Origin of the sequence: Cochlodiniinecator piscidefendens (assembly GCF_011326755.1) — a bacterium.
Taxonomy (GTDB): Bacteria; Pseudomonadota; Alphaproteobacteria; order Rhodobacterales; family Rhodobacteraceae; genus Cochlodiniinecator; species Cochlodiniinecator piscidefendens.
The window spans coordinates 1-26248 of the sequence record NZ_JAAOIE010000001.1 but is presented as its reverse complement, the minus strand read 5'-3'; the positions used below and the strand labels follow the sequence as shown (position 1 = coordinate 26248).

Below are 26248 nucleotides of genomic sequence, written 5' to 3'. Positions count from 1 at the left end.
CAGTACCTCTATGGCCAGAGCGGAAATGACACCTACGAATATTCTCAAGAGCATGGTATCGTGTATATCAGCAATTATGCGGAATCCGCGACTACGGGCACCATGGACCGCGTTGTGTTTGACGACCTAAATCTCAGCGACTTCACATTTGGTACGGTTGATTATTCGCAGTATGCTTACGGTGGCGATCAAGTCGCTCTGCGGATGCTGTGGGACAATGGCACGGAGTCTGGCGAGTTGCGCATCGCCTTTATGGGCGAACATATCGAAGAGTTCGAGTTTGCTGATGGGACGACAGTGTCCAACATTCAGATTGCAGATGTTGCAGGCGGAGCATTGACAGGTAGCGATAACGATGACCTGCTTGTGGGCAGCATTGGCAATGGCAGCCTCATTGGTCGTGATGGGGACGATGTTCTGATCGCTGGAACCGATACCGGTGGTTTACAAGTGCTCTACGGCCAAAGTGGCAACGACACTTACCAATACGTCAGCGATCAGGGATTGGTGTATATAAGCCACCATGCGGAATCCGCGACTTCAGGCACCATGGATCGTGTTGTGTTTGAGGATCTGAACTTCAGCGACTTCACTTTCGGAACATTCGATTATTCGCAAGCCTCCAATCTCGGCAACCAGGTTGCCCTACGGATGCTGTGGGACAATGGAACCGAGACAGGCGAGTTGCGTATTGCTTATATGGGCGAACATATCGAAGAGTTCGAGTTTGCTGATGGAACTGTATTGAACAGTATTCAAATGGCGGGCTCGGCGGGTGGACAGCTAACTGGTAGCGCAGGCTCTGATTATCTTCTGGGAGGCGCAGGAAACGACAGCTTAATTGGTCAAGCAGGTGATGACATCTTAAACGCAGGTGCGCATGCAAACGATTGGCAGTACCTCTATGGCCAGAGCGGAAATGACACCTACGAATATTCTCAAGAGCATGGTATCGTGTATATCAGCAATTATGCGGAATCCGCGACTACGGGCACCATGGACCGCGTTGTGTTTGACGATCTAAATCTCAGCGACTTCACATTTGGTACGGTTGATTATTCGCAGTATGCTTACGGTGGCGATCAAGTCGCTCTGCGGATGCTGTGGGACAATGGCACGGAGTCTGGCGAGTTGCGCATCGCCTTTATGGGCGAACATATCGAAGAGTTCGAGTTTGCCGATGGCAGCACATATACCTATGATGACTTTCTGATCGCGTAGAGGGAAAAATGGAACGTTTTCTGTGAGAAATACAAGAGATGTATGCGCCTCATGTTAACTAATAACCCGATTAAGACAGCCAAACAGGCGCTCAATTGAGCGCCTGTTTCAATTTTCAGCAATCTCTTTATCCAGCTCTAAAAATCAAGATTGTGACAATCGGGAATGAACTGAACCTTGACCGTACGGTCCCACAGCATGGGATGATAACCCTTGGGTGGCTGCCGTAGAGTTCACCCCGCACCTGCGCAATGTCGATAATATGGAGGACGTGTGATGGAATATGAAGAAGTGGTCGCGATGATCGCAATGATGGATGCAGCGCTTGAAATTGGTCGTGACCACCGCGATGAGATCCCCGGCGAAATCTTGCAAAACCTTGATTACGACAGAAACTCTCTGAACGCCATCCGCAAGACAATGCTCGGAAACGGGGAAGACCGCCCTTGGCATGTGTCTGACCTCGAGCTGCAAGCCGAATGACCGCCCGTTACAATCAAAAATTTGAGGAAGTACTATGAGCAACAATCTGACAGAATTGAACAACCACCTATTTGAGCAACTCAACCGCATGTCCAGCGAAAGCCTGACGCCCGAGCAGCTGGAGCAGGAGGTTAAGCGCGCCAACGCAATCGTGTCTATCTCCGACCAGGTTTCAAAAAATGCGGATCTGCAATTGAAAGCAGCTAAGGTTTTCGCAGAACACGGCGCGCAAGTTCTTCCCCATCTTCCCCTCATCGGAGGCAAATCAGAATGAGGGGCCGGTGGATCAAATATAGCTCCGAAGAGCTCGAGTGGATTGAGGCGCACAAAGAAGACATACGCCAGGACTCTCATGCAGAGTTTTGTAAGCTGTTTAGTCGTGCTGACGTATCGCTCAAAAACTACAACGGCTTATGTAAACGTAAAGGCTGGAAAACTGGCCGCACCGGCTGTTTTTCTCCTGGTCAAAAGCCATGGAACACCGGCAAGAACATGCCTTTCAACGCCGCCAGCGCGAAAACTCAGTTCAAGAAGGGCCAACGCCCACATAACACCAAATATGAAGGCCACGAGCGTCTCGCCAAAGGTGGATATGTCGAAATCAGTATTAAGGAGACAAACCCTCATACTGGCTTTGAACGGCGGTATGTACTCAAGCACAAGTATCTCTGGGAACAGGCAAATGGGCCTCTGGCCGAAGGCATGTGCCTCAAGTGCAAGGATGGCGATAAAACCAACACAGACCCGTCAAATTGGGAAGCCATCCCACGCGCGCTGCTCCCGCGGTTAACTGGACGTTTCGGTCGTAACTATGACGCCGCTGAACCCGCGGTAAAGCCAATCATCATGGCTATCACCAAGCTGGAGCATAAGGCGCGGACGTCGTGACCCGACTGAACTGCATCGCCCCAGGATGTGGCCGCTCCGCCGAGGTCAAACCCGGAGACACAGAGGCCATTTGCTCAAAGCACTGGTCGATGGTCCCCAATAAAACCCGTAAGGCATATCTCCGCGCACGGAGACTAAACAAACACCCTCACGCAATCGCCCGTCTTTGGTCGCGCTGCGTGAGGATCGTTGTTGAAGAAACATTTATGGGAGTTTGAGGTGAGGCGCTGTCATGGAGTACTCGCCCTATCCACCCCCAGGGATTGTTGGTGCTCTCTAAATTCATCTTCAATCTCATTCACAAGTTCGATGAGATCACTTTCTTCATAAATTTTAGGCTTAAACGGAGACCCCTTAAGAATCTCGATCGCACTGGCATAGGCATCACGGAGTGAAAGACTATCCGGCTTGCCAAGAAGAAAGTTCAGGTGAACTTGCTCTGACGCGCCGTCAGCGACAGCTGACAGGTGCCCACGCCAACGCCGAGCTTTATCTTTAATTCCATCAGCATCAGTTAAATCAAGCGTAAGCGGTTCATACACATGCCAGGATCCGTTTTTCCAAGCTCTGGTAAATTCAATGCTATCGCTATCACCGTTGACAATCTTACTTTCAAGGCGAAGCGGAATTTCTCGCTCAGCTAACATATCCCTAACTGGCCGCCACACGTCCTCATCTGACTTTCGAGCAGGCGAAGCTATATCATACCTACCGACATGACGTTCATACAAGCGATCAAAGGTTTTCTCGATATCAGAAGTCAATCCACCGCTGGCCGCAGTCCACCTAAGGGAGCTGTCATCAAACGGTAGAATTTGCGAAGCATACGACCCAGCATTTTTCTGATCGGCAAACAATCCTTCGGTGGCGGCAAGTTTTTGAACCTTGCGAACACCTGTATCGAAGGACTTCATCGTGGTCACGAACGACATTTTGTCTAAATCTGGAAATACCTTCTTGATACGTCCGATGGTTTTGCGGGTTTTAGAAAAAATACGTCTATCATTTGGGGAGACCAACAACACGCCAACATTAACAAATTCACCAGTGATGATGTCGTGAACATAACGCAGCACTACGTAGCTATACGGCTTTTTTGACGTCATGCGAGTATCCTCCGAACTTCATCTATACACCCATCTATGTTGTCACGAGCATCGCGAATAAGATTTAACGCATCCTTTACACTGCCGGAGGCACCGCCCCATTCAAGTGGAATCGCGCGTTCATACTCTTCCAATCGTGCGTCAGGCAAGTCCTTCCACGATTTTTTTATTCCATCCCAGTCTATATCTTTATTGGACAGTTGGTCAAAAAATATGTGACGTGCATCTCCATCGGCGAGATTTTGCAATCCACCAACGACCCACGGGGCACTCCACAACAGTATCATTTTGTGAGCAAACGCGAGTTCATGATCGATCAGGCGTATCTCATCCCCTTTAACCAAACAGTTTGGGTTATCTATGCGTCTGTCGGGGTTTTGGATAATACCATCAAATACTAATGATGCTGCTGCGGTAGGTTGTAGCGAATTAGAGATTGGATTCCCACTTGCCCAAACTGCAAATTGATTGGACCGTGTCGAACCGAAAGCTAGCGGTACACTCCTTGTTATGCGTTGCGCAGCATCTAAATTTGTAACAATGCCGCTGAATTCAGGGGCAATCTCTACAAAGTATGGTATCGGAACTGGTAATTCTAGATCCCGAGCTAAGCACGCTGCGACGGCCTCTCTAGCAAGATTTATCACGCCCTGATCGCATCCAGCTGAAAACTTGCAAAACAATTCGACCATCTCACCCGACAACGTTTCACATGTCAAAATAAGAGGCCCTGTTCTTCCATTATCGGCAGGTCTAATAAACTCTACAGCTTGCGCGCGTTCAATCATTTGTTGTTTTTAGCCTTAAAATACAACCATACTGGTAATGGCTAGCAGTGGCAGAAATCAAGTATAAATTACCTATTCTGTGCTCAGTTCACATAAGGTCGCGCCGTGTGAAGATCGTTTTTGAAGAAACGTTGATGGGAGTTTGAGAAGATAAGCGCCCGTAATTACGTTTACCAGTCTAGATTGAAATATCACGCACACCAACCGTCACAGTTTCTCCACCGCCAACGTCAATTTCTACGTGATCATTGTCCACTTCGGATAAATTTAAGCGAATTCGTACTACTTTTCCACATTCACCTTTATGCATGCCTTTCTTTATTGTGACCAATTTTTCGTCTACGAGAGCTTGGTTAACAGATTCGAAACTGGCCATATGTTTTTTCCTTTCAGACAATAAGTTGTTGAGCAAAATTCGACCTATTAAATAGAGGCTTTAACCCCTTTTTTCGGAACAGATTTTTCCAACTCCTCGCCAATTTCGTTTAATACAAAGGCCCGTTGTAAAAACGCTTCCAGAATTGTCATCATCGCGTCCAATTGCCGAGCCGAAGGTCTCCATCCACGATGCGCTGCTGCACTACCCGCATCGATCAAAATCCCTAACGTTTTGACGTCTTTAGCGGTTACATGTTCAGCCTTCTTCAAGAGAGCTAGTTTGTTTTTAAAATTTTCGTTGGGATCAATTTTTAGTAACTCCGAAGCACGATCAAAAACCGTCCGCATACCAATTGCAGCGAGAACACCCAAATCATTGTTTAGAGCCGTATAAACATCATCAATAAGCGCACTCAGAATTGAATCTACAAGCCAGATATCAAAATTCCAATGGGGTGGCGCGTACTTCAAAGCTGGAGGCCAGTAGCAATTAGATTTATTATATTCAAGCACATCATCATCTACATCCTCATTGTAGACATATGCGTAATCTTCTGAATTTACCTCCGAGGATTTAAAATAGAATGCTCCACAACCCCCACACATTAATATCTTATAACTTATACTCACAAATCCGTCGGAATCAGAGAATGATTCAGTATGATTTTTTACGACACTTGCGTGTTTAGATCCGCATTTGTGACAGTGTCCGGCTTCAAATTCACTTTCCATCAAATCTCACGACCAAAATTTTGTACTACATGCCACCCAAATCTACAAAGGCGATCCAATCACCGTATTAAGTAAATCGGCAAATTACAACTTATGATCGAATGAAAGTCTCGCATCGCCACTAAAAATAGATTTGGTCCCGCTGCGTGCGGATCGTTGTTGAAGAAACATTGTTGGGAGTTTGAGGAGGTGGATGTCTCAAAAAACACGCATCGAGATTCGATAAACAGCCTCGCGCACTTCAATCTCTACGGGAAACTTAACACCTATCAAAACGTAGTTCGTTTTTGTGCTACATTTTGCGCTACATCGCAAAAAACAGCCGCTCTAAAGATCGCCATAAAGCACTGTAAATCAACGATTTTTAGATTGGATGCCATGGTGGTGGCGGACAGACAGTCCTTTACTTTAACCAAACCAAAACAAACTTAACATACTGTTATAAATAACAAAATTAAACAAATCAGCACCAGAAATCCAAAGTTAACACAGTTTTTTGCTATACTTTTTGCTATACGTTTTGCTATACACGTCACAATTGAAATCTGTTTAGAAATTAACCAAATTTACCCCATGATTCAAAAACGCGGAAAATTATTCCATCTCATACGGCGCACGCCAACGCTCTACCATGACGTCGAAAAGCGGCGGCTTATCCATGTCGCACTTAAAACCGATAGCGAGGAAGATGCACGCAAAAAGGCAGTAGGTGTTTGGCAAAAACTCGTGGAAGGCTGGGAGGCTCGGCTTGCTGGAGACACCACCGACGCGGAAAAATCTTTTGAGGCAGCAAACCGGATCGCGAAGTCGAAAGGGTTTAGGTTTTTGGACGCCCCTGCCGTCGCTGCTCTCCCCCTGCCCGAGTTTATTGAGCGGATCGATGCTGCACACGACAACAAAGGGAAAGCTGACATTGTGGAAGCAAAAGCGCTTCTGGGTGTTACGGAAAAACCCGCAATAACGATCAGCCGCGCCTTGGAGTTATATTGGCCAATGGCCGCGCATAAGAATGTCGGCAAAAGCGATGATCAGCTTCGAAGATGGCGAAACCCTCACATCAAAGCTATCAAAAATCTGATCAACACAATTGGCGATAAGCCCATCGAAGACATAAGCGGCGACGACATGCTGGATTTCTGCGATTGGTGGCTGGAGAAGATCGAAAGTGAAGGTCTCACCCCTAACAGCGCTAATAAAGATCTTTCCCATATTGGATCGATCCTCAAAACCGTAAACAAGAAAAAGCGGCTTGGCCTGGTACTGCCTCTTTCTGACCTTGCCTTTAGCCAGAGAGAGAAGAGCCAACGCCCTCGTTTTTCAACCAAGTGGATCACCGAAAAACTACTGGCACCTGACGCACTTTCCGGCCTCAATACTGAGGCACGATGTATTCTGTTGGGCATGGTCAACACAGGGTACCGCCCAAGTGAAGCTGAGGTCTTAACTGGCGCGCAGATTAAGCTTGAGGGGAAGATTCCGTTCATCTCTATTGAACCGGTTGGGCGGCAACTGAAAACACAAAACGCAAGGCGCGTCATACCTCTTGCTGGCGTCAGCTTGGCGGCTTTTCGCGAGTGCCCTAACGGCTTCCCAAGATACGCCAACAGCTCCTCGCTAACCAACACTGTTAGAAAGTTCCTGATCGAGAACAAGTTGCGCGAAACATCTAAGCATTCGATGTATAGCCTACGCCACAGTTTTGAGGATCGAATGACAGACGCGGGGATCGAAGAGCGCATCAAGGCTGACTTAATGGGCCACAGCTTAAAGCGAGAGCGGTACGGAAAAGGTGCCTCACTCAAGAAAGCGCATGAGTGCGTTCTACAGATAGCGCTTTAGGGTAAAGCCAAAATCCCCAAAGCTAACATTTGGAAAAACAATTATATTGCCCACGACCCGCTACACGCATAAGTAATTTCTGTTAGTAACTATTCACCTAAGGGAATCACATTATGCAAAGAGCATTGATCGCTTCTGTTTTTTTACTCGGTCTAGGGACCACGACGGCATTTTCCGACAGCAACACAAACGGCATAGCAGGCGCATCAGGATACATTGAGCATAGTGGAGGATGCCGAAAGTCATCTCCACAAGGTCAATGCTGTCACGCTGGCTCTCAGCCTCTTCACTGCCATTGATGGAAAACTTGCAGCAGCTAAAATCATGCCGCTAATAGTCTGAGGTCTAATGGGTGGCCAATTATTCGTGCTGGCCATCCATTAGAAATTTGAGCTGTTTGAGGTTGTGAATAACAATTTACGAAGCAAAAGCCCATTATTTGACCAAGCCCCCAAGACGCTGAACGCAAGGCCGCTTCAGGGTTGATTTCCATGGCCTTTTGCAGACGGGAATAACTATCGCGCGGATATTTTCTCTTCCCCCACTTGAGATAGGCTAGTCCCGCATTGACTGCTTCCGCATTCTCTGCACCCGACAATTCGCGGTAAAAGACATGTGGCTCAAACAGCATCTTTGGGCGGCCCTGACTATCAAAGCCACCGCCCCGCGTTTCCACATCGAGGACGGCGTGAATTTCATCTTCACCAACCCCGATTTTTGCGCCTATCCGGGTAATCCCCCCATTTTTAATGGGGTCCGCTTGTAGAACTACGCGGCCATTTTTAGCTTCATAGCGGGTGTGATGCCGCCGATGGCCATGCTGGGCCGGTCGTTGTTGTAAGTCCAGAGCCATTTTGTGGCCTGATCCTGTGCCTCCTGTATCGTTTCAAAGATGTTCTGATCCAGCCATTCGTGGCGCACCGAGCGATTGTAACGCTCGATATAGGCGTTCTGTTGAGGCTTTCCTGGCTGGATGTATTCAATGTGAATGCCGTGCGTCTCAGCCCATGCTTTCAAAAGCCCACTGACATATTCGGGGCCGTTGTCGACGCGAATGATCTCGACTGCCCTCACGGCCACCTCTCGTCGTTGAGATGACCTTACCGCTTTTTTCCAAGGCTTCCTTCAGCAAGTCATTCTGCATGCTCATCTCAGCATACATCCGCTTCAGACGGCGGTTCTCATCCGCCATCGCTTTCATCTGCGACACCATAAACGCATCCATACCGCCGAACTTCGCGCGCCATTTGTAGAAACTGGCGCTGCTCATACCATGCTCCCGGCACAGCTCAGAAACCGGCATACCGCTCTCAGCTTGCTTCAAAATACCCATGATTTGCGCGTCGCTAAATCGTCCGTTCTTCATCAAAAATCTCCTCAGATATCATGCCGAGAAAATTCTACTTGTGAACACCACTAATTGGGGGGGATTACCAGCCCACCAATCCGATCAAAGCCGGAAGCATCTAGACCCAGATGGTCCAAGGTTGGGGGCACGTGCATTTAAACCAAAGGACTCCGCGCAAGCTGGACGGAACTTGGGCCACAGGTCAGTATTTACGACTAAATTGAGCATAGTTATTTCCTGTAAAATTATTGTATGGTATAATGTAAGAAATTTCCTGCCTGAGTAGATAAATGAAAATTCAATCCTCCTTCACTCAAAAAGACGAAAGCATCGCAATATATTTTTCTGGGTATCAAAACTCAGACGAGTTACAGATGTTATTAAGCGATTTAAATGAATACTCACCTCTCTTGTTAACTATATTAAATCTTTCTGTTGAGCGTTTAAGACACCCTGAAATCACCAGCTTTGAAGATTTTCAAGAAATTTTAAAGCTTCATTTTAAAGCTTTGGACTATTTTTATTTGGCATCGGAAACCGCACAACGTGCTGAAGAAATAATTTCGGAACAGACCCAGTCCAATCAAGGCGAATAGAAGAATATGCGTATTGTGTTTCATCTTGGACCTAAGGGAGAATTGCGTTCGGCTCTTTCTACGTTTGCCGAGCAGCACCAACGGATATTCGATAGAAATTCGATAACGCTAGCGTCTGATGAAGAGACAACTAATTTATTCGCGGAAATACGTTTGGGGCAAAGCGATGCAGTTATCCGTCGTCTCTCAAAATATTTGGGTGTGAAAACATTGATTTTTTCAAATGAATTTTTTCTTTCCTCACCTGCAGAAACTATGAAGGATGGTGAACTTTTTATCGAAGCCGAGCAAAAAATTTTTCTACTTAACCAGATATTCAAAGATCACCACATTGAATTCTTATTTGAAGTACGAAACCTAGTTAGTTTTTTTCATCAATTCACCAATGAAACATTCATATACGAGGTACGCTCGACGCCCGTAGATAGTCTGAAAGAAGCTTCTTGGTATGAATTGCTTTTAGGAATAATTGAAGTTTCTGGCGAAACAAAAATTTCAGTCATATCTACTACTGCTATACCTCTTAATCTCAATCACATTTTAGCCGAAGTTCTGGATTGCAGAGAATGCTCAACAGTATCGATAGAACATCTTTTCCCAAAATTTTTAAATTGGCGAGGAAAAGCTCGCTACAATAAACTTATAGAATGTAAAAAGCTTCCTTCTCAAAATTTAGAAATTTACAAAAACTTAATTGATAAATTCTCAAAGGATAGCAATTTGTACTCTATGGGAACAGCGTTCGCTTTTGACGCTGACTTGGTGGACTTTTTGATTGACAGTTATGCTGACGATTTAGTTTTGATTGGTGAATTAGAAGGCGTGGCGTCGTTTTTTTGATTATTAAGCTTTTTTGTAACCTGAATAGCCTCTAGCTTCCTAGACACTGAGCTACTCCCCAATGTTTGGACAGGGTACGGCGTAACTTAAGCTACTCTTTGCTCCTGCTGATCGGTTTGGGTTTCGTCTTTTCGCAGCCAATAGACCACAGCTGGGGGTCTGCCGCCAAGGGCGGAATGAGGGCGTTTGCAGTTGTAGAACTCGATCCACTTTCCGACCCCGGCTTTTGCCTCTGATCCGATTTCCCAGGCATGCAGGTAAACACACTCGTATTTCAGGGATCGCCACAGCCGCTCGACGAAGATGTTGTCGAGGAACCGACCCTTGCCGTCCATCGAGATACGGACACCTGATCGCCGCAGCCGGTCGGTCCAGGCAAAGGACGTGAACTGCGAGCCTTGGTCGGTGTTAATGATCTCAGGCGGGCCGAACTCGTGGATCGCCTCGTTCAGCGCTTCGACGCAGAAGTCAGCCTCCAGCGTGTTTGAGATACGCCAGGCGAGCACCTTGCAGGTGTGCCAGTCCATAATCGCCACCAGGTACAAGAACCCCTTACGCATTGGCAGATAGGTGATGTCGTAACCGCGCGATTGGCACCGCCTGCCTGATTTTGGCGTGATGCGTTAAGACACGTGTATAGCGACGTCGTTAGTGACGTGTCTTATGCGGAGGGTGTCATGCGCGGTGAGGTTTTAGGTGTTGAGCGGCGGCGACGCTGGAATGATGATGATAAGCTGGCGATCGTTTCCTCTGTCGGGATAGATGGGGCGACGGTCACGCATGTGGCGCATCGATGCGATGTGACCCGGCAGCAGATTTACCGATGGCGGCATGAGTTGAAGAATAAGGGGTTGTGGCCGCCGGGCGCGGGCCCGGTTTTTCTGCCCGTCGATTTCGAGGTTGCGGAAGTTGTAGCGCCCGAGCCGAAGTCTGCTCCCGCTGTGCCGCTTGAGCTTCGCTTGCAGGGCGGGCGCTGTCTTCGGTTCGATAGTTGCATCGATGAGGCGGCGCTGACGCGATTGATCAAAGCGGTAGACGCGGCGTGATTGGCCCGGGAACTGGGGTTCGGGTTTATCTGGCTTGTGAGGTTACGGATATGAGGAAGGGCATCGCGGGTCTTTCCGCTCTGACCCAGGATGTGCTGCGCCAGAAGCCGACGGGTGGTGCGGTGTTCGCTTTCCGTGGGCGGCGAGGTGATCGGATGAAATTGCTTTACTGGGATGGCCAAGGGTTCTGCCTGTATTATAAAGTGCTGGAACGCGGCCGATTTCCATGGCCGAGCGCCAAAGATGGCTCTGCCCGTCTGACTTCTGCCCAGCTTGCGATGCTTTGGGAAGGGATCGATTGGCGGCGTCCGGATTGGGGCGTGCCGCCCGCGCGCGTGGGGTGATTTACTCAGTATAGACGTTATTTATATGGTACTTCCGCCTGTTTTTTGGTAGTCAGGCGCATGTCGAAATCTGCTGAAAACCTCTCTAATGATCCCGCTATATTGAAGGCGATGATTGCGGAACTGCAGGCTGAAAACGCTAAGATCTCGGCCACGCTGCGGGTCCATGATCAGCTGGTTCAGGCGCTTCGCTTGCGGATCGCCAAGTTGCAGAAACTGGCTTTCGGCAAATCCTCGGAAAAGATTGAGCGCGAGATCGAACAGCTTGAACTGGCGCTGGAAGACCTGCTGGTTGCGGTGGCAGAAGACGATGATGCGCCGATCGATGAAGGGCAGGACGAACCAGCGGCTGATGAGACTTCTGCTCCCGCTTTGCGCCGCCGCCCGCGTGTGTCTGATGCGACCTTGCGTGAACGGCGGGAGCTTGATCCCGGCATCTGCTGTCCTGACTGTGGTGGCAATTTACGTGTCGTGGGTGAGGATGTCAGCGAACTTCTCGACATGATAGCCGCGCAGATGAAGGTTGTGCAGATCGCCCGGATCAAGAAGTCCTGCCGTCGTTGCGAAAAGATGGTGCAGGAGCCCGCGCCAAGCCGTCCGATCCCCGGCAGCATGGCGGGCCCGAACTTGTTGGCCCATGTTTTGGTCTCGAAGTTCGACGATCACCTTCCCTTGTATCGCCAGCACGAGATATTTGGGCGTATGGGGGCCGACATTCCCGAAAGCACGCTGGTCGGCTGGTGCGGCCGTGCGATGAAAACCCTGTCGCCACTGATCGAGAGGATTGAGGCTGACATCATGGGCAGCGATTTGCTGCACGCGGATGATACCCCAATCCGTGTGCTGGATCGGTCAAGACGCGACAAAGGGCTTGGCAAAGGGGTCAAGCAAGGCCGAATCTGGGCCTATGTGCGAGACCAACGTCCATGGGCAGGAACTTCACCACCCGGGGCTGTCTATCAGTTCGCCCCGAATTGGAAAGAAGAGCATGTTCTCGGCCATCTGGCCGACGCCCACGGCATTCTGCAAGCGGACGGCTACAAGGGGTATACCAAGCTTTATGAACCCGAACCGGGTGGCCCGCCGCGCTTACGCGAAGCCGCCTGTTGGGCACACCTGCGGCGTGACTTCCATGACTTTTGGACCTCGACAAAATCCGAGATTGCCCGCGAGGCGCTTGATCGGATCGGCAAGCTCTATGATGTCGAGCGTGACATCAACGGCCAGTCTGCTGACGTCCGCTACGCTGCGCGTCAAAAGCTGAGCCAGCCAAAGGTCGAGGCCTTCTTTGCTTGGTCCGAACAACAGATCCTGCGCATTCCGGGCAAGAGCGATCTGGCCAAGGCGTTCCGCTATGGCCTCAGTCGGCAGGGAGCCTTCAGCCTGTTTCTGACTGACGGCCGTGTGGCCATCGACAACAACCCAGCCGAGCGCGCACTGCGTCCGATTGGGATCGGCAGGAAAAATTGGCTATTTGCAGGTGCTGACACAGGCGCTGAAACTCTGGCACGTGCGATGACCATCATCGAGACTGCCAAGCTCAACGGCCTCGACCCGCAAGCATACCTCGCCGACACTCTCGACCGCATCCACGACCACAAGATCAACCGGCTGGATGAGTTACTACCGTGGAATTGGACACCGCTGAATGCTGCCCATTCTGAGGTCGCCTGATGGCTGCGGTGACCCATGTCTGCACCGTCGACTACGTCGCCAGAATGCTGGGCGAGGATGTTGAGCTTCTCGAAGCGATCATCTCCAACGAAGATAACTTGACCTATGGCAACATCGTCAGCGTCTATGCTGGCGCTGACGAAACCGTCACCGCACTGACCGACGATGGCATCGCGGAACTGAAGGACATGATCCGCGACGCGCGTATAACCACAAAAACCTGGCATGAGTTCCTTGATGACTTCGTCGATGACGTCGACCTTGTGACCCGGATCAAGGCGCAATCACCGCGGTAACAATGGAGCGGTTACGTGATGTCTGCGGCCCAGACCTGATTGGGCCGGGTCACCCGCAAGCCTCGCAACAAGTAGGGATAGGTTTTATGCCCCTTCGCCGCCTTGCTGGTGTTGGGCTTTTGATAGATCGGCATGAGGTCCATCAGCCGCATCAGGCGGCGTATGCGTTTCTCGTTCACCAGATGGCCTTCGTTGCGTAGATGTCAGGTCATCTGCCGCACGCCAAAGAACGGCGTTTCTAGGAACTGCGCATCGATTTGACGCATCAGCGCGAGATTCAGCGCCGTCTCGCCTTTGGGCGTGTAATAGAATGACGACCGTGAGATCGACAGCAGCTTGCATTGCTTGCCGATGGGCAGGTCCGGATTGGTCGGCTCAACCATCTCGCGCCTCACTTGCCGGTCCACGGTTTGAGCTTTCTGGACAAAAAATCGTTGGCCACGGCCAGCTCCCCGATCTTCGCGTGCAGTTCCTTCACCTGCTCTTCGTCGAAGACCAGCAGACAACAAATCGTAGCTTACGTCAGTGTCCGAATTTCGGGGGGTAGCTCAGCATTCACATTGAATACATCCAGCCAGGAAAGCCTCAACAGAACGCCTATATCGAGCGTTACAATCGCTCGGTGCGCCACGAATGGCTGGATCAGAACATCTTTGAAACGATACAGGAGGCACAGGATCAGGCCACAAAATGGCTCTGGACTTACAACAACGACCGGCCCAGCATGGCCATCGGCGGCATCACACCCGCTATGAAACTAAAAATGGCCGCGTAGTTCTACAAGCGGACCCCATTAAAAATGGGGGGATTACCACAGGTCCAATCTTATTCTTGGAAAATCAACTCAATCGAGGCAGCAGACAATATCGCATCACCGAACACATTCGCGATAGGTTTTCCATTTATCACTATTGTACTGTTCGAACCATCTTCGGAGTTTACAATATCCACTTCAATTTCTTCGGGTTGAATCGTTGTTAAATTTTCGTCGTTCATTTGTGAAGGGAACTCAATACAAATAATGTCTTCTCCTGAAGAAAAATCTAATATTTGCGCAACCTCGCCATCTTCTATTTGAGAGCTAATGATGAATGTATCATTGCCTGTTCCTCCAACTCCGCGGTCAGCGGACGCGAGCTTTATGATATCGTCACCACTACCACCATCTATGTAATCTGAGTCAAAATCTTCTCCGATGAAGGTGATATCCCCCGGAACACTATGCAAATAATATCCTGTGATTATATCATCTCCAGCCCCGGCTTCTACCGTCTCGCTGCCTTCGTGGTAGGTTGAATAAGCCTGTCCTTCTTCGGTGCCGTCATCACTCAAATTTACGTCATCCGAAAGTTCTTCATCCGAGGCGTCATTCACGAAACTCGAACCAAGGAACGCTACGCCGAGCAATACAAGTAATTCGATCATATTTGTCTCCCATTACAGATAGCATATTTCCTCACCTGAATCTAAAAAACAAAATCATCGAGTGTAAGGTTCGTCAGATCAATGTTTTCCATTTCGATCATGAATACCATTTCTTCTCCTATTCTACCGATTACGTGGCTACTTTCACCTACTTGTTCGATTGAAAAAAACATGTCTTCCAATATTGGATCATCAACTGTTCTCAGAGTTTTATCAAAACCTTGCTCATTCACGGAAATGTGAAACCCTCGATTCCCTGAGGAAAATCCACTGAGATCCAATTTATCAATTCCTACCTCAAAATCGTGGATGATGTTGTCAGTCCCCATATTATCAAAAACAAAACAATCAGCACCCGCTCCCCCTTTCATAGAATTTGCGGCTGAACCAGCTCTCAAGATATCATTTCCATCCAGTCCTGAAAATGAGGCATTTTGAGTGTTGCCAACCAAAGTGTTATTCGCACTATCGCCTAATAGTACTTGCATGTTCTCGAAGGTAGGCCGCGGCTCAAAAATAAGTGCGACAACGCCATATGGGTCGTATTCAAAAATAAAATCATCTTCCGATAATATCTCGGTTATATTAAGGTTCGTAATCACGGGGGGTAAATCAGGCTCTTCAAATGTGAGTAAGTTGGAGTATCCACGATAGGTTCCGTCTGCATTTGTAGTGTCAACTCCAAATTCTACAGCACTCACCAGTTGAAAGTTGTCTAATACTTCGTTGATATTTACATTAAAGATAAATTCGCTTTCTACTCTCGACGTTGAAAACAAAACGAAGCTTTCTTCACTTTGAAAGCCAAAAATATCTAGATCTGATGTGTCAACATTTAGGTCAACAGGTCTTAACCCGACAAGTTCGTCTGTCATAAACTCAAACACCTCCCCCATTACGGTGGAATTCCCATTGGCGAATGCTAAACTCGTCGGGTGATATTGAGCCGACCAAAAATCTAACTCAGAAACACCATTTAATAAAAATTCTTGGAATAAAGACAATACAGTTGAAATTTGTTTCATACCAAAATTTTCAAAAGACCGATGAAGGACGTTCCACTCTGAATACCCAATTTCTATGTTAGTGTTGGGTATTTCTGCCCAAGAATTCATTAATGCTATTGATGAAGCAACCACCCCACTTATATTATCGTAAGAGTGCTGGTTATCGTCGCCTAAATGACGCCCTTCACTGTAATATAGGTGACTAACGACGCTATCGACAGATGATAAACCTTCGGCATCAAATTCCGACATCACAATACTATTGCGTTCAGAGAGTTCTTCCAAACTAACTCCACCATGAACACTCTCCGTCCAAACTTGAACGGCGATTGATGGTTCTACCCAATCTCCACTCAAATTGTGGGTAGCAATGAATGCGTCTATTGCTTCTTGCGCAATCGCCACTACTTCACTTGCTACGCGTCCATATTCTCGAGAAGTCATATGAGATTCGTATTCATTTCCAATCTCTATTTTATCAATCCCAACAGGAAAGCTGTCATTTAGAATATCGGAAATAAAATTAAAAATATCTACTCGCCAAGATGCTTCAAATTCGCGGTGCCCGTCGTAATAATCTCCTGTAAGCATCACTTTAGTGGGCACTATTATTGTTGGCCTAATGTCACTTCGTTGACAAAAGTTTAGAAACCGGTTCAGAGGCATTATCTGGGTTACAGAACCATCTTCTTCGATAAACTCAGAGTTGTTCGGTTCTAATAAATTGAAGATGGTTTCTGCGGCCGTACCTCCAGGGTACCTAACCTGACTGATATCCATCTGCTGTACTATTTCATCAAATTTTTCCCAAGGCTGATCACCGATACGTTCAAATTGAAACACATAATTTAACCCAAAATGCTGCTGGCTGATTGTCTGGCTACCCAAATCGCCCATTTCAAATGAAACATCCATTTCCACCTCCATTCGTGCCTTTGAAAACAGTACGAATCAAAGTCACTTTGGCTGAGAAAAGATTGTGTTTTTTTCAAGGTGAAGGTATAAAATTTTATTTAAAAACAATTATTTAAATAAATAGTAAATTTTCGCTCTAACCTGAATCTAAGTTAAATCATCAGTCTGAAAATACATAAGTTGACGCTCTGAATTTGACCGATCGGCATGTTAGGTTATCCCAGCAGTTCCCGTTACTCTCGTCGTGTCGTTGCCCCTCATGGTTTGTTCCAAACCATTGTCAGGTAACAGTGGACCTGTCGCGGTTTGATGCCGCTTCTTTGATAGCAATTACCGCACCAAAGGAGACTGACTATGAGACTGAAACGGATGGACGAATTCCGCCAAGACGCGGTGCGGAACGCGCTGACCAGTGGGCTTACGCGTAAGCAGGTGGCTGATGATCTGGGTGCCGGCGCGTCGACGCTGAACAAATGGATCACAGTACATCGAGACACGAACGTGGTTTCGAAGGAGGCAGGGGAGGTACTAAAAAAGGCCACGGTGTTCTTTGCGAGCCAAAAGCCGTGAGGTTTAAGTTCATCGAAGAACACCGTTCCGTATTTTCCATTGATCTGATGTGTCGTATAATGGCTGTCAGCCCCTGCGGCTTAGGTGCATTCCGCAGCCGCCCAGCCAGTCGCAGACAGCGGTCTGATCTGGTTACACTGGCGCACATCAAGGAACAGTCCCGTCTCAGCCTGGGCTGTTATGGCAGGCCACGCATGACCGAAGAGCTGAAGGGGGATTGGTCTGAATGTCGGCCACCGCCGAGTGGGCAGATTGATGCGCCAGAATGGTATATCTGTGGTTAGAACTCGCAAACACAAAGTGACGACGGACAGAGATCAAAAGTTCAACATTGCGCCGAACTTGTTGGATCGTAACTTTATTGCTGACCAAGCCAACCAGAAATGGGCAGGTGATGTCAGCTATGTATCGACGCGCGAAGGCTGGTTGTATCTGGCCGTGATCCTGGATCTGCACTCCCGGCGCGTTATCGGTTGGGCAGTCAGCAATCGAATGAAACGCGATCTTGCGATCCGGGCGCTGAACATGGCTATCGCGTTCAGATCTCCGCCCAAAGGCTGCATCCATCACACAGATCGCGGGTCGCAAGGCGGATTCAACCGGTCGTCGCAACACCCCATATTAGGAGGTGTATATGACCAAGACAGGCAAACGAAAGTCCGAACGCTCGACAAGAGACAAATTGAATTCGCCAGGTAGGCCACCGGTCTGGCAACGTGAGCATCTGTGCCGATTCTGGCGGAGCGTTGCCGCTGGTCATTCCAGTGAGGTCTCTGCCATCAAAGCGGGCGTTTCTGGTCCTGTTGGAAACCGGTGGTTTAGGAGTTCTGGCGGAATGCCTCCCACACATCTTTCACCCTCGGCCACTGCCCTAACGCGCCGAAGTCTGACATTCTCTGAGCGTGAAGAAATTGCTTTGGAATGCGCGCGAGGAACAGGGATCCGCGCAATCGCGCGTAAGATATCGCGAGCACCCAGCACAATCTCTCGGGAGATCAGGCGCAATTCTGCAACGCGTGGTGGTGATTTTGACTATCGTGCTATCACAGCCCAATGGCACGCAGATCGTGCGGCAAGGCGCCCCAAACCCAGTAAGTTGATGGGTAATTCAGCCCTTCGCGACTATGTACAGGATCGGCTCTCGGGTCTCATCGCGACACCTGACGGCATCGCTTTCGATGGTCCAGTTGTGGTATGGAAAGGACGTCGTGCCGTTCATCGTCAAAGCCGGCGCTGGTCTTCAGCCTGGAGCCCAGAGCAGATTGCGCAGCGTCTGAAAGTAGACTTTCCTGAGGACACAACAATGCGGATTAGTCACGAAGCCATTTACCAGGCACTTTATATTCAAGGCCGAGGGGCATTGAAGCGAGAACTCTCAGCCTGCCTGCGCTCTGGCCGCGCATTGCGGTTACCCTGTGAACGCGCCCGAAATCGTGGCAGACCCTTCCTTGCGGATGCGCTGATGATTAGCGATCACCCAGGGGATTGCATTCAAAGACGGGATCAAACAACTTAACCAAGCCGCCTGATCACGCCGTCACCAACTTTCGGGCATACCTCTGGCAAGGGCAATTGTTACTTCAATGCGGCAGTCGAGACCTTCTTCAAGACCATCAAAGCTGAACTGATCTGGCGGCGGTCATGGGAAACGCGGCGGCAGGCCGAGATGGCGATCTTCGAATACATCAACGGGTTCTATAATCCGCGACGCCGACACTTTGCATTCGGCTGGAAAAGCCCGGTTGCTTTCGAACAAAAGGTGGCTTAAACAAGCACTTGGGTCGGCACTAAAGCGTGACAGGTCCAGATTTGCCATCTCAATTGCAGCCCTTGGGTAATCACGATCTTGCGCGCTGGTTTTGCTCTGAGGTTATCGCGGCGGCGTTGGGAACCGCAGAAGGTTTCGCCAGAGGCGTGGTTTGTTCAGATCCGTTTTTGAGCAAATCGACGCTATCAGATGTGATGAAACGCTTTTGTGACTAAAAAGACACCTATTTCAATAAAGGTAAAATATCACTCTTAAGTGATGACAAGTCAAACTACTCTATGGTTGAGTGGCAGTGACTTTCTTTAGTGTTTTAGTTTGTTAAGAGTTGATTTTTGGCAAGTCATCCTGCTGATGAGCGTATTGACATCTGTCGGCAGAAGTTAGCAGAAGGTTAAATTCTATGGGGCTTATCAATTTGTTGCGTCCAGACGCGGAGCTTAGGTTTGGACATCGCCAGTTTGATGTATTGGCTCAATCGATAGTAGCAAAACTTGGATGTAAAAGCGCTCTGATAAGCATAAGCGACGGTGCCATGTTGACCGCTGTAGGTCACTCAACTCCTCCAGAAGGTTCAAGGTCACTTCCCGCGAAAGACACTGTTTGCCAGCATACTATACAGGCTACGCAAGTTCTCGCGATAGAAGACGCATCACGTGAGTATTGGTTAAAAGATACACTAACGGTTAAGGCTTTTGGAATTGCCGGCTATCTGGGTGTACCACTGAAAATTGGTTCAAAAGTTGTAGGCGCAGCATGTGCGATCACAGACACGCCTCGAAAATGGAAAGAATGTGAAGTTGATTTTTTGAGTGAGATCGCTCAATTTGCATCAGATAAGATTGAGTTGCCTTTGGTTAAAGCTGAACAAATTGAACTAGCAGAAACTTTGCTTCAAGTAGATTCCGTTGTTAGTGCGCTATCTCATATTGCAACAGAAACAATTTGTATTTTTTCTCGTGGAGGGAGGCTTTTATTCTCCAATGCCAACTATGATGAGAAAAACGGAATTTCACTTCAAGCTATTGACTCTGTTGAAAAAGTGGAGTTGGACGGGTTGCTCTCTCAAGTGTTTACTGCTGAGCACAGCAATTTTCAGACCGATGTTTTGGTCAAACATCAGCACCTTGGTAACATTAGTGCCAGCGTTTCATGTGAAGTAGTTTGCAATGATTTGGTTCTTAGCCGCTGGCAGGTTTAGTTCAAACAGCTGTTTTAGGTAGTTCTCTGCACACCAGCGTTACGATACGATTCACCTTTATATTAAGGGGAAACCCTGTAATGTCTCGTTGAAAAAATATGTCTAGAGAGCATGTCAGCTAAAAACAACACAGATAATTTGGAGCAGTATCTGATCTGCCTCTTATTGGGTGAACGGTTCAATCCCAAGCAAGCAATCGTAAAGGTCGTGGAGGAATTCCCCTGTGCGACGGGTCTGGAAATTGTCTTCTCACTGGTATCGATTGCCTCGAATATGTGTCAGTGGATGCCAAAAGACAAATTTGAAGAAACACTCCCTAGCAATATTTATGTTGCAGCCGCGATGTTGAGCGCAGATTTATATGCTTTAGAGCAACTAGGCCGCTCAAGGGTCTGCGCAAAAGAAATTTGCGAGTTTTGGGCCTCAGATGAGCCGTTTTTTGTCAACACTGTAGGAGATGAATTAGAGGAGTGAATAGCCCCTAGTTTCCTAGACACCTTCTTGTTTCATATTTTGTTGTCTGTTTTCGAAGTCGATGGGCGACAACATCCCATTCCTCGCATGTTTACGTTTCGGGTTATAGAACATTTCGATGTAGTCGAAGATGTCTTGTCTGGCTTGTTCACGTGTTTTGTAAGCCCGACGACGAATGCGCTCACGTTTGAGCAGGTTGAAGAAGCTTTCTGCAACCGCGTTATCATGACAATTTCCGCGCCTGCTCATCGAGTGTTGTGGTAATCCCCCCATTTTTAATGGGGTCCGCTTGTAGAACTACGCGGCCATTTTTAGTTTCATAGCGGGTGTGATGCCGCCGATGGCCATGCTGGGCCGGTCGTTGTTGTAAGTCCAGAGCCATTTTGTGGCCTGATCCTGTGCCTCCTGTATCGTTTCAAAGATGTTCTGATCCAGCCATTCGTGGCGCACCGAGCGATTGTAACGCTCGATATAGGCGTTCTGTTGAGGCTTTCCTGGCTGGATGTATTCAATGTGAATGCCGTGCGTCTCAGCCCATGCTTTCAAAAGCCCACTGACATATTCGGGGCCGTTGTCGACGCGAATGGTCTCGACTGCCCTCACGGCCATCTCTCGTCGTTGAGATGACCTTACCGCTTTTTTCCAAGGCTTCCTTCAGCAAGTCATTCTGCATGCTCATCTCAGCATACATCCGCTTCAGACGGCGGTTCTCATCCGCCATCGCTTTCATCTGCGACACCATAGACGCATCCATACCGCCGAACTTCGCGCGCCATTTGTAGAAACTGGCGCTGCTCATACCATGCTCCTGGCACAGCTCAGAAACCGGCATACCGCTCTCAGCTTGCTTCAAAACACCCATGATTTGCGCGTCGCTAAATCGTCCGTTCTTCATCAAAAATCTCCTCAGATATCATGCCGAGAAAATTCTACTTGTGAACACCACTAATTGGGGGGGGATTACCAGAGGCTCCATTCCAAACTGAAGAATTTTACCAAAAATCACAAATCAGCACCCTCATCCACACAACTGTCGTATACAGGAGTTGAGACTACTCATACAATCTTGGAACATCAGTATAGTCAATATTTTCCATCTTCAATTTAGTCCACATTTCTTTTGCTTTCAAAAACATTTCCCTATCATCCGAATATAACAAATTAATTTTTTTTCGTAATTTTTTGTCAATAATCTGTGATTGCTTAAAGCTTTTTACCGATCTGTTTTTTTCGCCAGACAATAGAATTCTATCGATATTGGGATCGAGAGTGCGCAACAGAATATTTAACTGATCGCGCAAATCATTAACAAGTAACACTTTGAGTTTAAATTCTCGTATTATATTATTTCGATAAGATTGAGGTGTCCAATGTGAATCACTACGCAGCGAGGTGCCACCTTCCAGATTTTCAGCGATCCAACCAATGAGAATTTCGCAGTTTTTTTGATGTTCAACAATGGAGTTTGGGTTCTCTATGAAATAGCCACCTTTTATAAGATTCGCGCGCAACGGAACGAATTTCTCCCTTCCTCGGCCAATTACTTTATCTGTATAGAGTGAGTAAAATCTATCAATTGGATTGCGCAAGACAGTGAATGCAAACTCCTCGTTAGCGATCTCATCGGTGGTCAAGCCAAAATTACTGGCACGTAAAAAAACAGAATCACTATCGTGTATTCGCAATGGGGTATTATGAGTTAAACCGTTTTGCATACTCCACATTACATTTTTTACATATGTGCATGCGCATTTGGGTATGACCAAATAGCGTATCGGCAATTTTTCAATGGTGAATAACCTATTCGTATTATCCGAACCCATACCTTAGCCCTCATCCTGTTTTACTTGAAAACCTCTATTCTATCGGCATCTAACGCTCAAGGTATTGTTTGAAAACGCTAAGTAATTTTAATATAATGTTGACCCATGGAAAGCTTATTCATAGCTATTTTTAAAAAGACCAATTCATAGAAAGGTAAGCTCTAATCGCAGTTTTAATGTTGTCACGTTTCCCATAAGATGAAAAGCTCTCGATGAACCTCCCATGCAATTCAACGCCAATTAGAAATGGCAATATTACACTTCTGTCCCCTCCTGTGAGTATTCCACCTGATAGAAATGCTTCAAAATCTGGGCGTGAAATACCGTATCGATAATTATCAACATCTGTCGGATCGTGTATCTGCTGCCACACCAAAAAGCGGGCTACTTCCTTTGCTAGCGGGAGCCAGGTCTCTCCTTGGATATCGACGCCATAAATCACACCAGCATGATAATGAGCATTGATCCCCACAAAATCCCCATGCGTTGCTGCATGGACCACTGAGCAGTAGTTTACCCTTTCTTTTTGCACATGAAGACAGTATTTTAGATCAGATATCATTCTTAGATCAGAAACTGTAGCAATATTCCTTAGGCTTCTTGCTTCGAGTTTTTTGATCCAGAATTTGTGATTGAAGTGAGTTAATCTTTGCCGCGGAGCGGTATAGTGCCTTAGCCATTCTCCGCTTTGTTTTAATATACGCCTACGTTGACCGCGTTGTGATTTTGCTATTTTATCTCCTAAACGTAACCCCGGTGCGTGGCTCAATACCACCATCCCATTATCCGGCCATGCCATTAAACAACGGTTTACTTGATAGGTACCGTTGCCTAAAATTTGCATTGAAAAATCCAATTCCTTCTTAAGTGTTTCGACAGTTCGAACTGGATTAGCACAAAAAAAACGCTTGATTACGACTTTACTGTCATTGATTGAAGCATCAAAAACCCAACTTTTTTTTGTACACTTAAGGGCACTATAAATTCTGAAATCAAACACCTCAGGTTTGGATGACAGGATGTTTTCTAAAAACATTGATGCGTTTGATATCATTGATAAATCTTTGTGGCTCAACCAGGTTTCCTTTTTTAACGGCAGTTCAATGGGTTTGTTACCAAAATCATACCTGCGATTTTTTGAATATTCAAACATAGCAAATCAGATTACGCTGAAAAGTAGGCTGGAAGTATTAAATGTTGGTAGCTACGATCTCGAAGTATTGGCTCAGCTCACCGAGGTTTGCCTGCATGACCCCTGTCCGGGCGAATACGCGCCTCTGGCAGGCTGCTGGTGTGATCGACATGTGGCGTGGGTTCACGACTCTTGCGGCGCTGACGGAGTAAACGCTGAAGCAGGATCCGTTTGCAGAGCACCTGTTCGTCTTCCGTGGCAGGCGCGGTGATCTGATCAAGATCATCTGGTGGAATGGCTGGGGCGCGTACCTGTTCAGCAAACGCCTAGAGAAGGGTCGATTCCTGTGGCCATCGGCGAAAAAGGCACCCCTGACCGCCGCCCAGCTGGCAATGCTGTTGGAATGGATTGAGTGGCGTGTGCCGTAGCCCAGTTGGACACCGCTCAAGGCAGGATAAATCCGCTAGGATTACACACGTGGGATTCCCCTCCCGCCATTGTTCCAGCGTTTGTCGTGCATCCCGCAATGTGCCGAACATTGTTTCGTTCAAGCATTCATCTCTCAGTTTGCCACTGAAGCTTTCGATGAAACCGTTCTGCTGAGGCTTGCCTGGCGCAATGTAATCTCAATCAATGCCTGTATCCTGAACTCATTTGAGGATTGCCATTCTGGTGAGCTCGGTTCGATTATCCGACCCAATCGTCTTTGGCATGCCATGTTCAGCGATGATCTGATCCAACTCACGGACAACACGGCCGCCAGACAGTGATGTGTCCGCAACAAGCACTAGATTCTCTCGGCTGTAATCATCCACGACGGCTAAGATGCGGAAGCGGCGAACATCCATCAGCACATCAGACATAAAATTCAGACTCCAGCGTTGGTTTGGCCCATCCGGCAGCGCCATCGGCTTTCTTGTGCCCAATGTGCGCTGCCTGCTGCCTCTGCGCCGCACCTGCAGCTTTTCCTCGCGATAGATACGCCTGACCTTTTATGGTTCACCTCGAAGCCTTCTCGCGCGATCATCACGTGAACACCGCCGTAGCCAAACCGTCGCCGTTCTCTCGAAACCCACTCGATGGCATCTCTCAGTTCAGCATCATCACTTCGACGCGATAGGTATCGGACCGAAGACCATTCGTGTCGATAATGGGCCGGAATTTATCTCACGTGATATGGATCTGTAGGCGTACCATCGCGGGGTCATATTGGACTTCAGCAGACCAGAGAAACCGACCAACAATGCATTCATTGAGGCGTTCAACGGAAAATTCCGGCAAGAGTGTTTGAACGCACATTGGCTCTTAAGCCTTGCAGATGCGGCCGAAAAATTGGAGTGTTGGCGTAGATATTATAACGAAGAACGACCTCACAGCTCGATTGGAAATAAGTCACCAACCATGTTTATAAAATCAGACGGTGATACCGATCCACCAACCTGATCAAAGCCGGAAGCATCTAGACCCAGATAGTCCAAGGTTGGGGGCACGTGCAACAATTTCGAAAATATTTTGTAGAGTTAATATATATTAAACATTTGTCTGGCCAAAATGAAGAGAACAGAACACGGAGAGCAACATGTGTCCGCACAAATGGGTATTCGAGGTATTATTGGATTTGCAGCAGTACTGTAAAGTTAACAAATTACAACACTTAGAAACATCACTTGATAGCATTATTTCCGACAAAGCACTGATGTTATCTTTATTAGATGGAAGTGATGGTGTTAGCCAGCCGGAAACTGAGAAATGCCTGCAGAGACTGCTGTAGCTGTGGCAGCTAGGTATAGAACTGAATTTGTCCCCTATTCGTGCCGTTTCATGTGGTCGTCGATGCGCTGATCCCCAATACTCTTCGACGAGCGAATGAAATAGTGACCACCCTGTTTAAATAACCCCTAGCTTCCTAGACACCTTCTTGGCTCGCGTTTTGCTGTCTGTTTTCGAATTCAACGGGCGACAGCATCTCGTTTCTGGCATGTTTGCGTTTCGAGTTATAGAACATTTCGATGTAGTCGAAGATGTTTTTTCTGGCTTGCTCACGGGTTTTGTAATTGCGACGGCGTATGTGTTCGCGTTTGAGCAGGTTGAAAAAACTTCTGCAACTGTATTGAAGCTCCTATATTCGTCAACCGGCGATTTTAGCTGACTTCGGCACAAAAAGCTGGCTGCAGATTTCGTGGACCATGCAGCGTTTCAGGCATTACTCTGAGCTACTCCCCAATGTTTGTAGAGATATAGCTAAAAGTTGGTGATGGCCCCTGAGGGGCGGCATATCATGGCGTTGTTCACGCGCCGCAATTCTCGAAGAGAAAAGGATATGCCACATGACGAAGAGTACCATCACGACGTTGCCC

At 47.8% G+C, this 26248-nt stretch carries 24 protein-coding genes and 13 pseudogenes; 19 read left to right on the top strand and 18 right to left on the bottom strand.

The features are described from left to right. From G9C99_RS00185 to G9C99_RS00170, 4 genes and pseudogenes are all read left to right on the top strand, one after another. Nucleotides 1-1221 (top strand): annotated as a pseudogene (locus G9C99_RS00185) (hypothetical protein); the annotation flags it as partial. A gap of 276 nt (nt 1222-1497) precedes the next feature. After that, nucleotides 1498-1704 (top strand): hypothetical protein, encoded by a 207-nt coding sequence (locus tag G9C99_RS00180; protein WP_166415449.1) that lies wholly within the window; start codon nt 1498-1500, stop codon nt 1702-1704. Nucleotides 1705-1738: 34 nt separating this feature from the next. After that, on the top strand, nt 1739-1978 hold the full coding sequence (locus tag G9C99_RS00175) for a hypothetical protein (protein ID WP_166415448.1): 240 nt from the start codon (nt 1739-1741) through the stop codon (nt 1976-1978). After that, nucleotides 1975-2592, top strand: a complete 618-nt coding sequence (locus G9C99_RS00170; RefSeq protein WP_166415447.1) for an HNH endonuclease — start codon at nt 1975-1977, stop codon at nt 2590-2592. The genes G9C99_RS00175 and G9C99_RS00170 overlap by 4 nt, the downstream gene beginning before the upstream one ends. Nucleotides 2593-2822: 230 nt before the next feature. Here the strand turns inward: G9C99_RS00170 and G9C99_RS00165 are convergent, their stop codons facing one another. From G9C99_RS00165 to G9C99_RS00150, 4 genes are all read right to left on the bottom strand, one after another. Next, on the bottom strand, nt 2823-3698 hold the full coding sequence (locus tag G9C99_RS00165; protein WP_166415446.1) for a DUF3037 domain-containing protein: 876 nt from the start codon (nt 3696-3698) through the stop codon (nt 2823-2825). Further along, nucleotides 3695-4486 (bottom strand): HipA family kinase, encoded by a 792-nt coding sequence (locus G9C99_RS00160; RefSeq protein ID WP_166415445.1) that lies wholly within the window; start codon nt 4484-4486, stop codon nt 3695-3697. The genes G9C99_RS00165 and G9C99_RS00160 overlap by 4 nt, the downstream gene beginning before the upstream one ends. 178 nt (nt 4487-4664) lie before the next feature. Continuing rightward, nucleotides 4665-4862: a hypothetical protein gene (locus tag G9C99_RS00155; RefSeq protein WP_166415444.1), complete on the bottom strand. Its 198-nt coding sequence runs from the start codon at nt 4860-4862 to the stop codon at nt 4665-4667. A gap of 47 nt (nt 4863-4909) precedes the next feature. Then, nucleotides 4910-5596, bottom strand: a complete 687-nt coding sequence (locus G9C99_RS00150) for a DUF4145 domain-containing protein (RefSeq protein WP_166415443.1) — start codon at nt 5594-5596, stop codon at nt 4910-4912. A 573-nt stretch (nt 5597-6169) separates the two neighbouring features. Between G9C99_RS00150 and G9C99_RS00145 the strand changes: the two genes are divergently transcribed. After that, entirely contained in the window at nt 6170-7435 is a 1266-nt protein-coding gene (locus G9C99_RS00145; RefSeq protein ID WP_166415442.1) for a site-specific integrase, read from the top strand. A gap of 322 nt (nt 7436-7757) precedes the next feature. Here the strand turns inward: G9C99_RS00145 and G9C99_RS00140 are convergent, their stop codons facing one another. Both G9C99_RS00140 and G9C99_RS00135 read right to left on the bottom strand, forming a co-directional pair. Beyond that, the gene (locus G9C99_RS00140; RefSeq protein ID WP_166415441.1) at nt 7758-8288 is read right to left on the bottom strand and encodes an N-acetylmuramidase domain-containing protein; all 531 of its coding nucleotides are present in this window, start codon (nt 8286-8288) and stop codon (nt 7758-7760) included. After that, nucleotides 8204-8801: pseudogene (locus tag G9C99_RS00135) on the bottom strand (transposase). Before G9C99_RS00135 ends, G9C99_RS00140 begins: the two are co-directional and overlap by 85 nt. A 272-nt stretch (nt 8802-9073) precedes the next feature. Between G9C99_RS00135 and G9C99_RS00130 the strand changes: the two are divergent. Continuing rightward, entirely contained in the window at nt 9074-9379 is a 306-nt protein-coding gene (locus G9C99_RS00130) for a hypothetical protein (RefSeq protein WP_166415440.1), read from the top strand. Between the two features lie 6 nt (nt 9380-9385). Then, nucleotides 9386-10219 carry a hypothetical protein gene (locus tag G9C99_RS00125; RefSeq protein WP_166415439.1) on the top strand — a complete coding sequence of 278 codons (834 nt, stop codon included), beginning with the start codon at nt 9386-9388 and terminating at the stop codon, nt 10217-10219. 86 nt (nt 10220-10305) lie between these two features. On the opposite strand, the pseudogene G9C99_RS00120 reads toward G9C99_RS00125, so the two are convergent. Beyond that, nucleotides 10306-10797: pseudogene (locus G9C99_RS00120) on the bottom strand (IS3 family transposase); the annotation flags it as partial. Between the two features lie 99 nt (nt 10798-10896). Here G9C99_RS00120 and tnpA point away from each other — a divergent pair. From tnpA to G9C99_RS00100, 4 genes are read left to right on the top strand one after another with little or no spacing between them, the layout of a single operon-like run. Continuing rightward, nucleotides 10897-11265, top strand: a complete 369-nt coding sequence (gene tnpA, locus G9C99_RS00115; protein ID WP_166415437.1) for an IS66-like element accessory protein TnpA — start codon at nt 10897-10899, stop codon at nt 11263-11265. Beyond that, nucleotides 11262-11609 (top strand): IS66 family insertion sequence element accessory protein TnpB, encoded by a 348-nt coding sequence (tnpB, locus tag G9C99_RS00110; RefSeq protein WP_331459951.1) that lies wholly within the window; start codon nt 11262-11264, stop codon nt 11607-11609. The genes tnpA and tnpB (G9C99_RS00110) overlap by 4 nt, the downstream gene beginning before the upstream one ends. A gap of 60 nt (nt 11610-11669) precedes the next feature. Further along, the gene (gene tnpC, locus G9C99_RS00105) at nt 11670-13283 is read left to right on the top strand and encodes an IS66 family transposase (RefSeq protein ID WP_166415435.1); all 1614 of its coding nucleotides are present in this window, start codon (nt 11670-11672) and stop codon (nt 13281-13283) included. Continuing rightward, nucleotides 13283-13579, top strand: coding sequence for a hypothetical protein (locus G9C99_RS00100; protein ID WP_166415434.1), 297 nt, complete (start codon nt 13283-13285; stop codon nt 13577-13579). Before tnpC ends, G9C99_RS00100 begins: the two co-directional genes overlap by 1 nt. Before the next feature lie 14 nt (nt 13580-13593). Here the strand turns inward: G9C99_RS00100 and G9C99_RS00095 are convergent. After that, nucleotides 13594-13779 (bottom strand): annotated as a pseudogene (locus tag G9C99_RS00095) (IS3 family transposase); the annotation flags it as partial. Between the two features lie 3 nt (nt 13780-13782). After that, nucleotides 13783-13962, bottom strand: a complete 180-nt coding sequence (locus G9C99_RS00090) for a hypothetical protein (protein ID WP_166415432.1) — start codon at nt 13960-13962, stop codon at nt 13783-13785. 170 nt (nt 13963-14132) lie between these two features. Here G9C99_RS00090 and G9C99_RS00085 point away from each other — a divergent pair. Further along, nucleotides 14133-14354: pseudogene (locus G9C99_RS00085) on the top strand (integrase core domain-containing protein); the annotation flags it as partial. Between the two features lie 50 nt (nt 14355-14404). On the opposite strand, the gene G9C99_RS00080 reads toward G9C99_RS00085, so the two are convergent. Beyond that, entirely contained in the window at nt 14405-15004 is a 600-nt protein-coding gene (locus G9C99_RS00080; RefSeq protein ID WP_166415431.1) for a calcium-binding protein, read from the bottom strand. Between the two features lie 41 nt (nt 15005-15045). Then, complete coding sequence (locus G9C99_RS00075) at nt 15046-16926, bottom strand: calcium-binding protein (RefSeq protein WP_166415430.1); 1881 nt, start codon at nt 16924-16926, stop codon at nt 15046-15048. Between the two features lie 354 nt (nt 16927-17280). Between G9C99_RS00075 and G9C99_RS00070 the strand changes: the two are divergent. The 5 genes and pseudogenes from G9C99_RS00070 to G9C99_RS00050 all read left to right on the top strand — a co-directional run. Further along, a pseudogene (locus G9C99_RS00070) lies at nt 17281-18084 on the top strand (IS3 family transposase); the annotation flags it as partial. Nucleotides 18085-18130: 46 nt separating this feature from the next. Beyond that, nucleotides 18131-18994 (top strand): annotated as a pseudogene (locus tag G9C99_RS00065) (transposase); the annotation flags it as partial. Nucleotides 18995-19054: 60 nt separating this feature from the next. After that, nucleotides 19055-19264 (top strand): annotated as a pseudogene (locus G9C99_RS00060) (IS3 family transposase); the annotation flags it as partial. A 400-nt stretch (nt 19265-19664) separates the two neighbouring features. Further along, entirely contained in the window at nt 19665-20462 is a 798-nt protein-coding gene (locus G9C99_RS00055) for a GAF domain-containing protein (RefSeq protein WP_166415428.1), read from the top strand. Nucleotides 20463-20573: 111 nt separating this feature from the next. Then, nucleotides 20574-20936 (top strand): hypothetical protein, encoded by a 363-nt coding sequence (locus G9C99_RS00050; protein ID WP_166415427.1) that lies wholly within the window; start codon nt 20574-20576, stop codon nt 20934-20936. Nucleotides 20937-20951: 15 nt separating this feature from the next. Here the strand turns inward: G9C99_RS00050 and G9C99_RS00045 are convergent. From G9C99_RS00045 to G9C99_RS00030, 4 genes and pseudogenes are all read right to left on the bottom strand, one after another. Beyond that, nucleotides 20952-21188: pseudogene (locus G9C99_RS00045) on the bottom strand (IS3 family transposase); the annotation flags it as partial. Nucleotides 21189-21233: 45 nt separating this feature from the next. Next, nucleotides 21234-21831: pseudogene (locus G9C99_RS00040) on the bottom strand (integrase core domain-containing protein). Nucleotides 21832-21988: 157 nt separating this feature from the next. Then, a complete protein-coding gene (locus tag G9C99_RS00035) occupies nt 21989-22759 on the bottom strand; it encodes a sulfotransferase family 2 domain-containing protein (RefSeq protein WP_166415426.1) in 771 nt (256 codons plus the stop codon). A gap of 130 nt (nt 22760-22889) precedes the next feature. Next, entirely contained in the window at nt 22890-23912 is a 1023-nt protein-coding gene (locus G9C99_RS00030) for a hypothetical protein (RefSeq protein ID WP_166415425.1), read from the bottom strand. A gap of 95 nt (nt 23913-24007) precedes the next feature. Between G9C99_RS00030 and tnpB (G9C99_RS00025) the strand changes: the two are divergent. Further along, nucleotides 24008-24319 (top strand): annotated as a pseudogene (gene tnpB, locus G9C99_RS00025) (IS66 family insertion sequence element accessory protein TnpB). Here tnpB (G9C99_RS00025) and G9C99_RS18665 read toward each other — a convergent pair. Together G9C99_RS18665 and G9C99_RS18660 are read right to left on the bottom strand one after the other, a co-directional pair. After that, nucleotides 24218-24511, bottom strand: coding sequence for an integrase core domain-containing protein (locus tag G9C99_RS18665; protein ID WP_407925998.1), 294 nt, complete (start codon nt 24509-24511; stop codon nt 24218-24220). The pseudogene tnpB (G9C99_RS00025) and the gene G9C99_RS18665 sit on opposite strands and share 102 nt — an antisense overlap. A gap of 30 nt (nt 24512-24541) precedes the next feature. Beyond that, a complete protein-coding gene (locus G9C99_RS18660) occupies nt 24542-24799 on the bottom strand; it encodes a transposase family protein (RefSeq protein ID WP_166415424.1) in 258 nt (85 codons plus the stop codon). A gap of 220 nt (nt 24800-25019) precedes the next feature. Here G9C99_RS18660 and G9C99_RS00010 point away from each other — a divergent pair. Then, nucleotides 25020-25334 (top strand): annotated as a pseudogene (locus G9C99_RS00010) (integrase core domain-containing protein); the annotation flags it as partial. A gap of 463 nt (nt 25335-25797) precedes the next feature. Here G9C99_RS00010 and G9C99_RS00005 read toward each other — a convergent pair. Beyond that, nucleotides 25798-25989 (bottom strand): annotated as a pseudogene (locus tag G9C99_RS00005) (IS3 family transposase); the annotation flags it as partial. Nucleotides 25990-26248: the final 259 nt, after the last annotated feature.

Excerpts from the sequence above, each read along its gene's own strand:
- G9C99_RS00180 (WP_166415449.1), top strand. The coding sequence starts at position 1,498 with ATGGAATATGAAGAAGTGGTCGCGATGATCGCAATGATGGATGCAGCG.
- G9C99_RS00175 (WP_166415448.1), top strand. The coding sequence starts at position 1,739 with ATGAGCAACAATCTGACAGAATTGAACAACCACCTATTTGAGCAACTC.
- G9C99_RS00170 (WP_166415447.1), top strand. The coding sequence starts at position 1,975 with ATGAGGGGCCGGTGGATCAAATATAGCTCCGAAGAGCTCGAGTGGATT.
- G9C99_RS00165 (WP_166415446.1), bottom strand. The coding sequence starts at position 3,698 with ATGACGTCAAAAAAGCCGTATAGCTACGTAGTGCTGCGTTATGTTCAC.
- G9C99_RS00160 (WP_166415445.1), bottom strand. The coding sequence starts at position 4,486 with ATGATTGAACGCGCGCAAGCTGTAGAGTTTATTAGACCTGCCGATAAT.
- G9C99_RS00155 (WP_166415444.1), bottom strand. The coding sequence starts at position 4,862 with ATGGCCAGTTTCGAATCTGTTAACCAAGCTCTCGTAGACGAAAAATTG.
- G9C99_RS00150 (WP_166415443.1), bottom strand. The coding sequence starts at position 5,596 with ATGGAAAGTGAATTTGAAGCCGGACACTGTCACAAATGCGGATCTAAA.
- G9C99_RS00145 (WP_166415442.1), top strand. The coding sequence starts at position 6,170 with ATGATTCAAAAACGCGGAAAATTATTCCATCTCATACGGCGCACGCCA.
- G9C99_RS00140 (WP_166415441.1), bottom strand. The coding sequence starts at position 8,288 with ATGGCTCTGGACTTACAACAACGACCGGCCCAGCATGGCCATCGGCGG.
- G9C99_RS00130 (WP_166415440.1), top strand. The coding sequence starts at position 9,074 with ATGAAAATTCAATCCTCCTTCACTCAAAAAGACGAAAGCATCGCAATA.
- G9C99_RS00125 (WP_166415439.1), top strand. The coding sequence starts at position 9,386 with ATGCGTATTGTGTTTCATCTTGGACCTAAGGGAGAATTGCGTTCGGCT.
- tnpA (WP_166415437.1), top strand. The coding sequence starts at position 10,897 with ATGCGCGGTGAGGTTTTAGGTGTTGAGCGGCGGCGACGCTGGAATGAT.
- tnpC (WP_166415435.1), top strand. The coding sequence starts at position 11,670 with ATGTCGAAATCTGCTGAAAACCTCTCTAATGATCCCGCTATATTGAAG.
- G9C99_RS00100 (WP_166415434.1), top strand. The coding sequence starts at position 13,283 with ATGGCTGCGGTGACCCATGTCTGCACCGTCGACTACGTCGCCAGAATG.
- G9C99_RS00090 (WP_166415432.1), bottom strand. The coding sequence starts at position 13,962 with ATGGTTGAGCCGACCAATCCGGACCTGCCCATCGGCAAGCAATGCAAG.
- G9C99_RS00080 (WP_166415431.1), bottom strand. The coding sequence starts at position 15,004 with ATGATCGAATTACTTGTATTGCTCGGCGTAGCGTTCCTTGGTTCGAGT.
- G9C99_RS00075 (WP_166415430.1), bottom strand. The coding sequence starts at position 16,926 with ATGGATGTTTCATTTGAAATGGGCGATTTGGGTAGCCAGACAATCAGC.
- G9C99_RS00055 (WP_166415428.1), top strand. The coding sequence starts at position 19,665 with ATGGGGCTTATCAATTTGTTGCGTCCAGACGCGGAGCTTAGGTTTGGA.
- G9C99_RS00050 (WP_166415427.1), top strand. The coding sequence starts at position 20,574 with ATGTCAGCTAAAAACAACACAGATAATTTGGAGCAGTATCTGATCTGC.
- G9C99_RS00035 (WP_166415426.1), bottom strand. The coding sequence starts at position 22,759 with ATGGGTTCGGATAATACGAATAGGTTATTCACCATTGAAAAATTGCCG.
- G9C99_RS00030 (WP_166415425.1), bottom strand. The coding sequence starts at position 23,912 with ATGTTTGAATATTCAAAAAATCGCAGGTATGATTTTGGTAACAAACCC.
- G9C99_RS18660 (WP_166415424.1), bottom strand. The coding sequence starts at position 24,799 with ATGGCGCTGCCGGATGGGCCAAACCAACGCTGGAGTCTGAATTTTATG.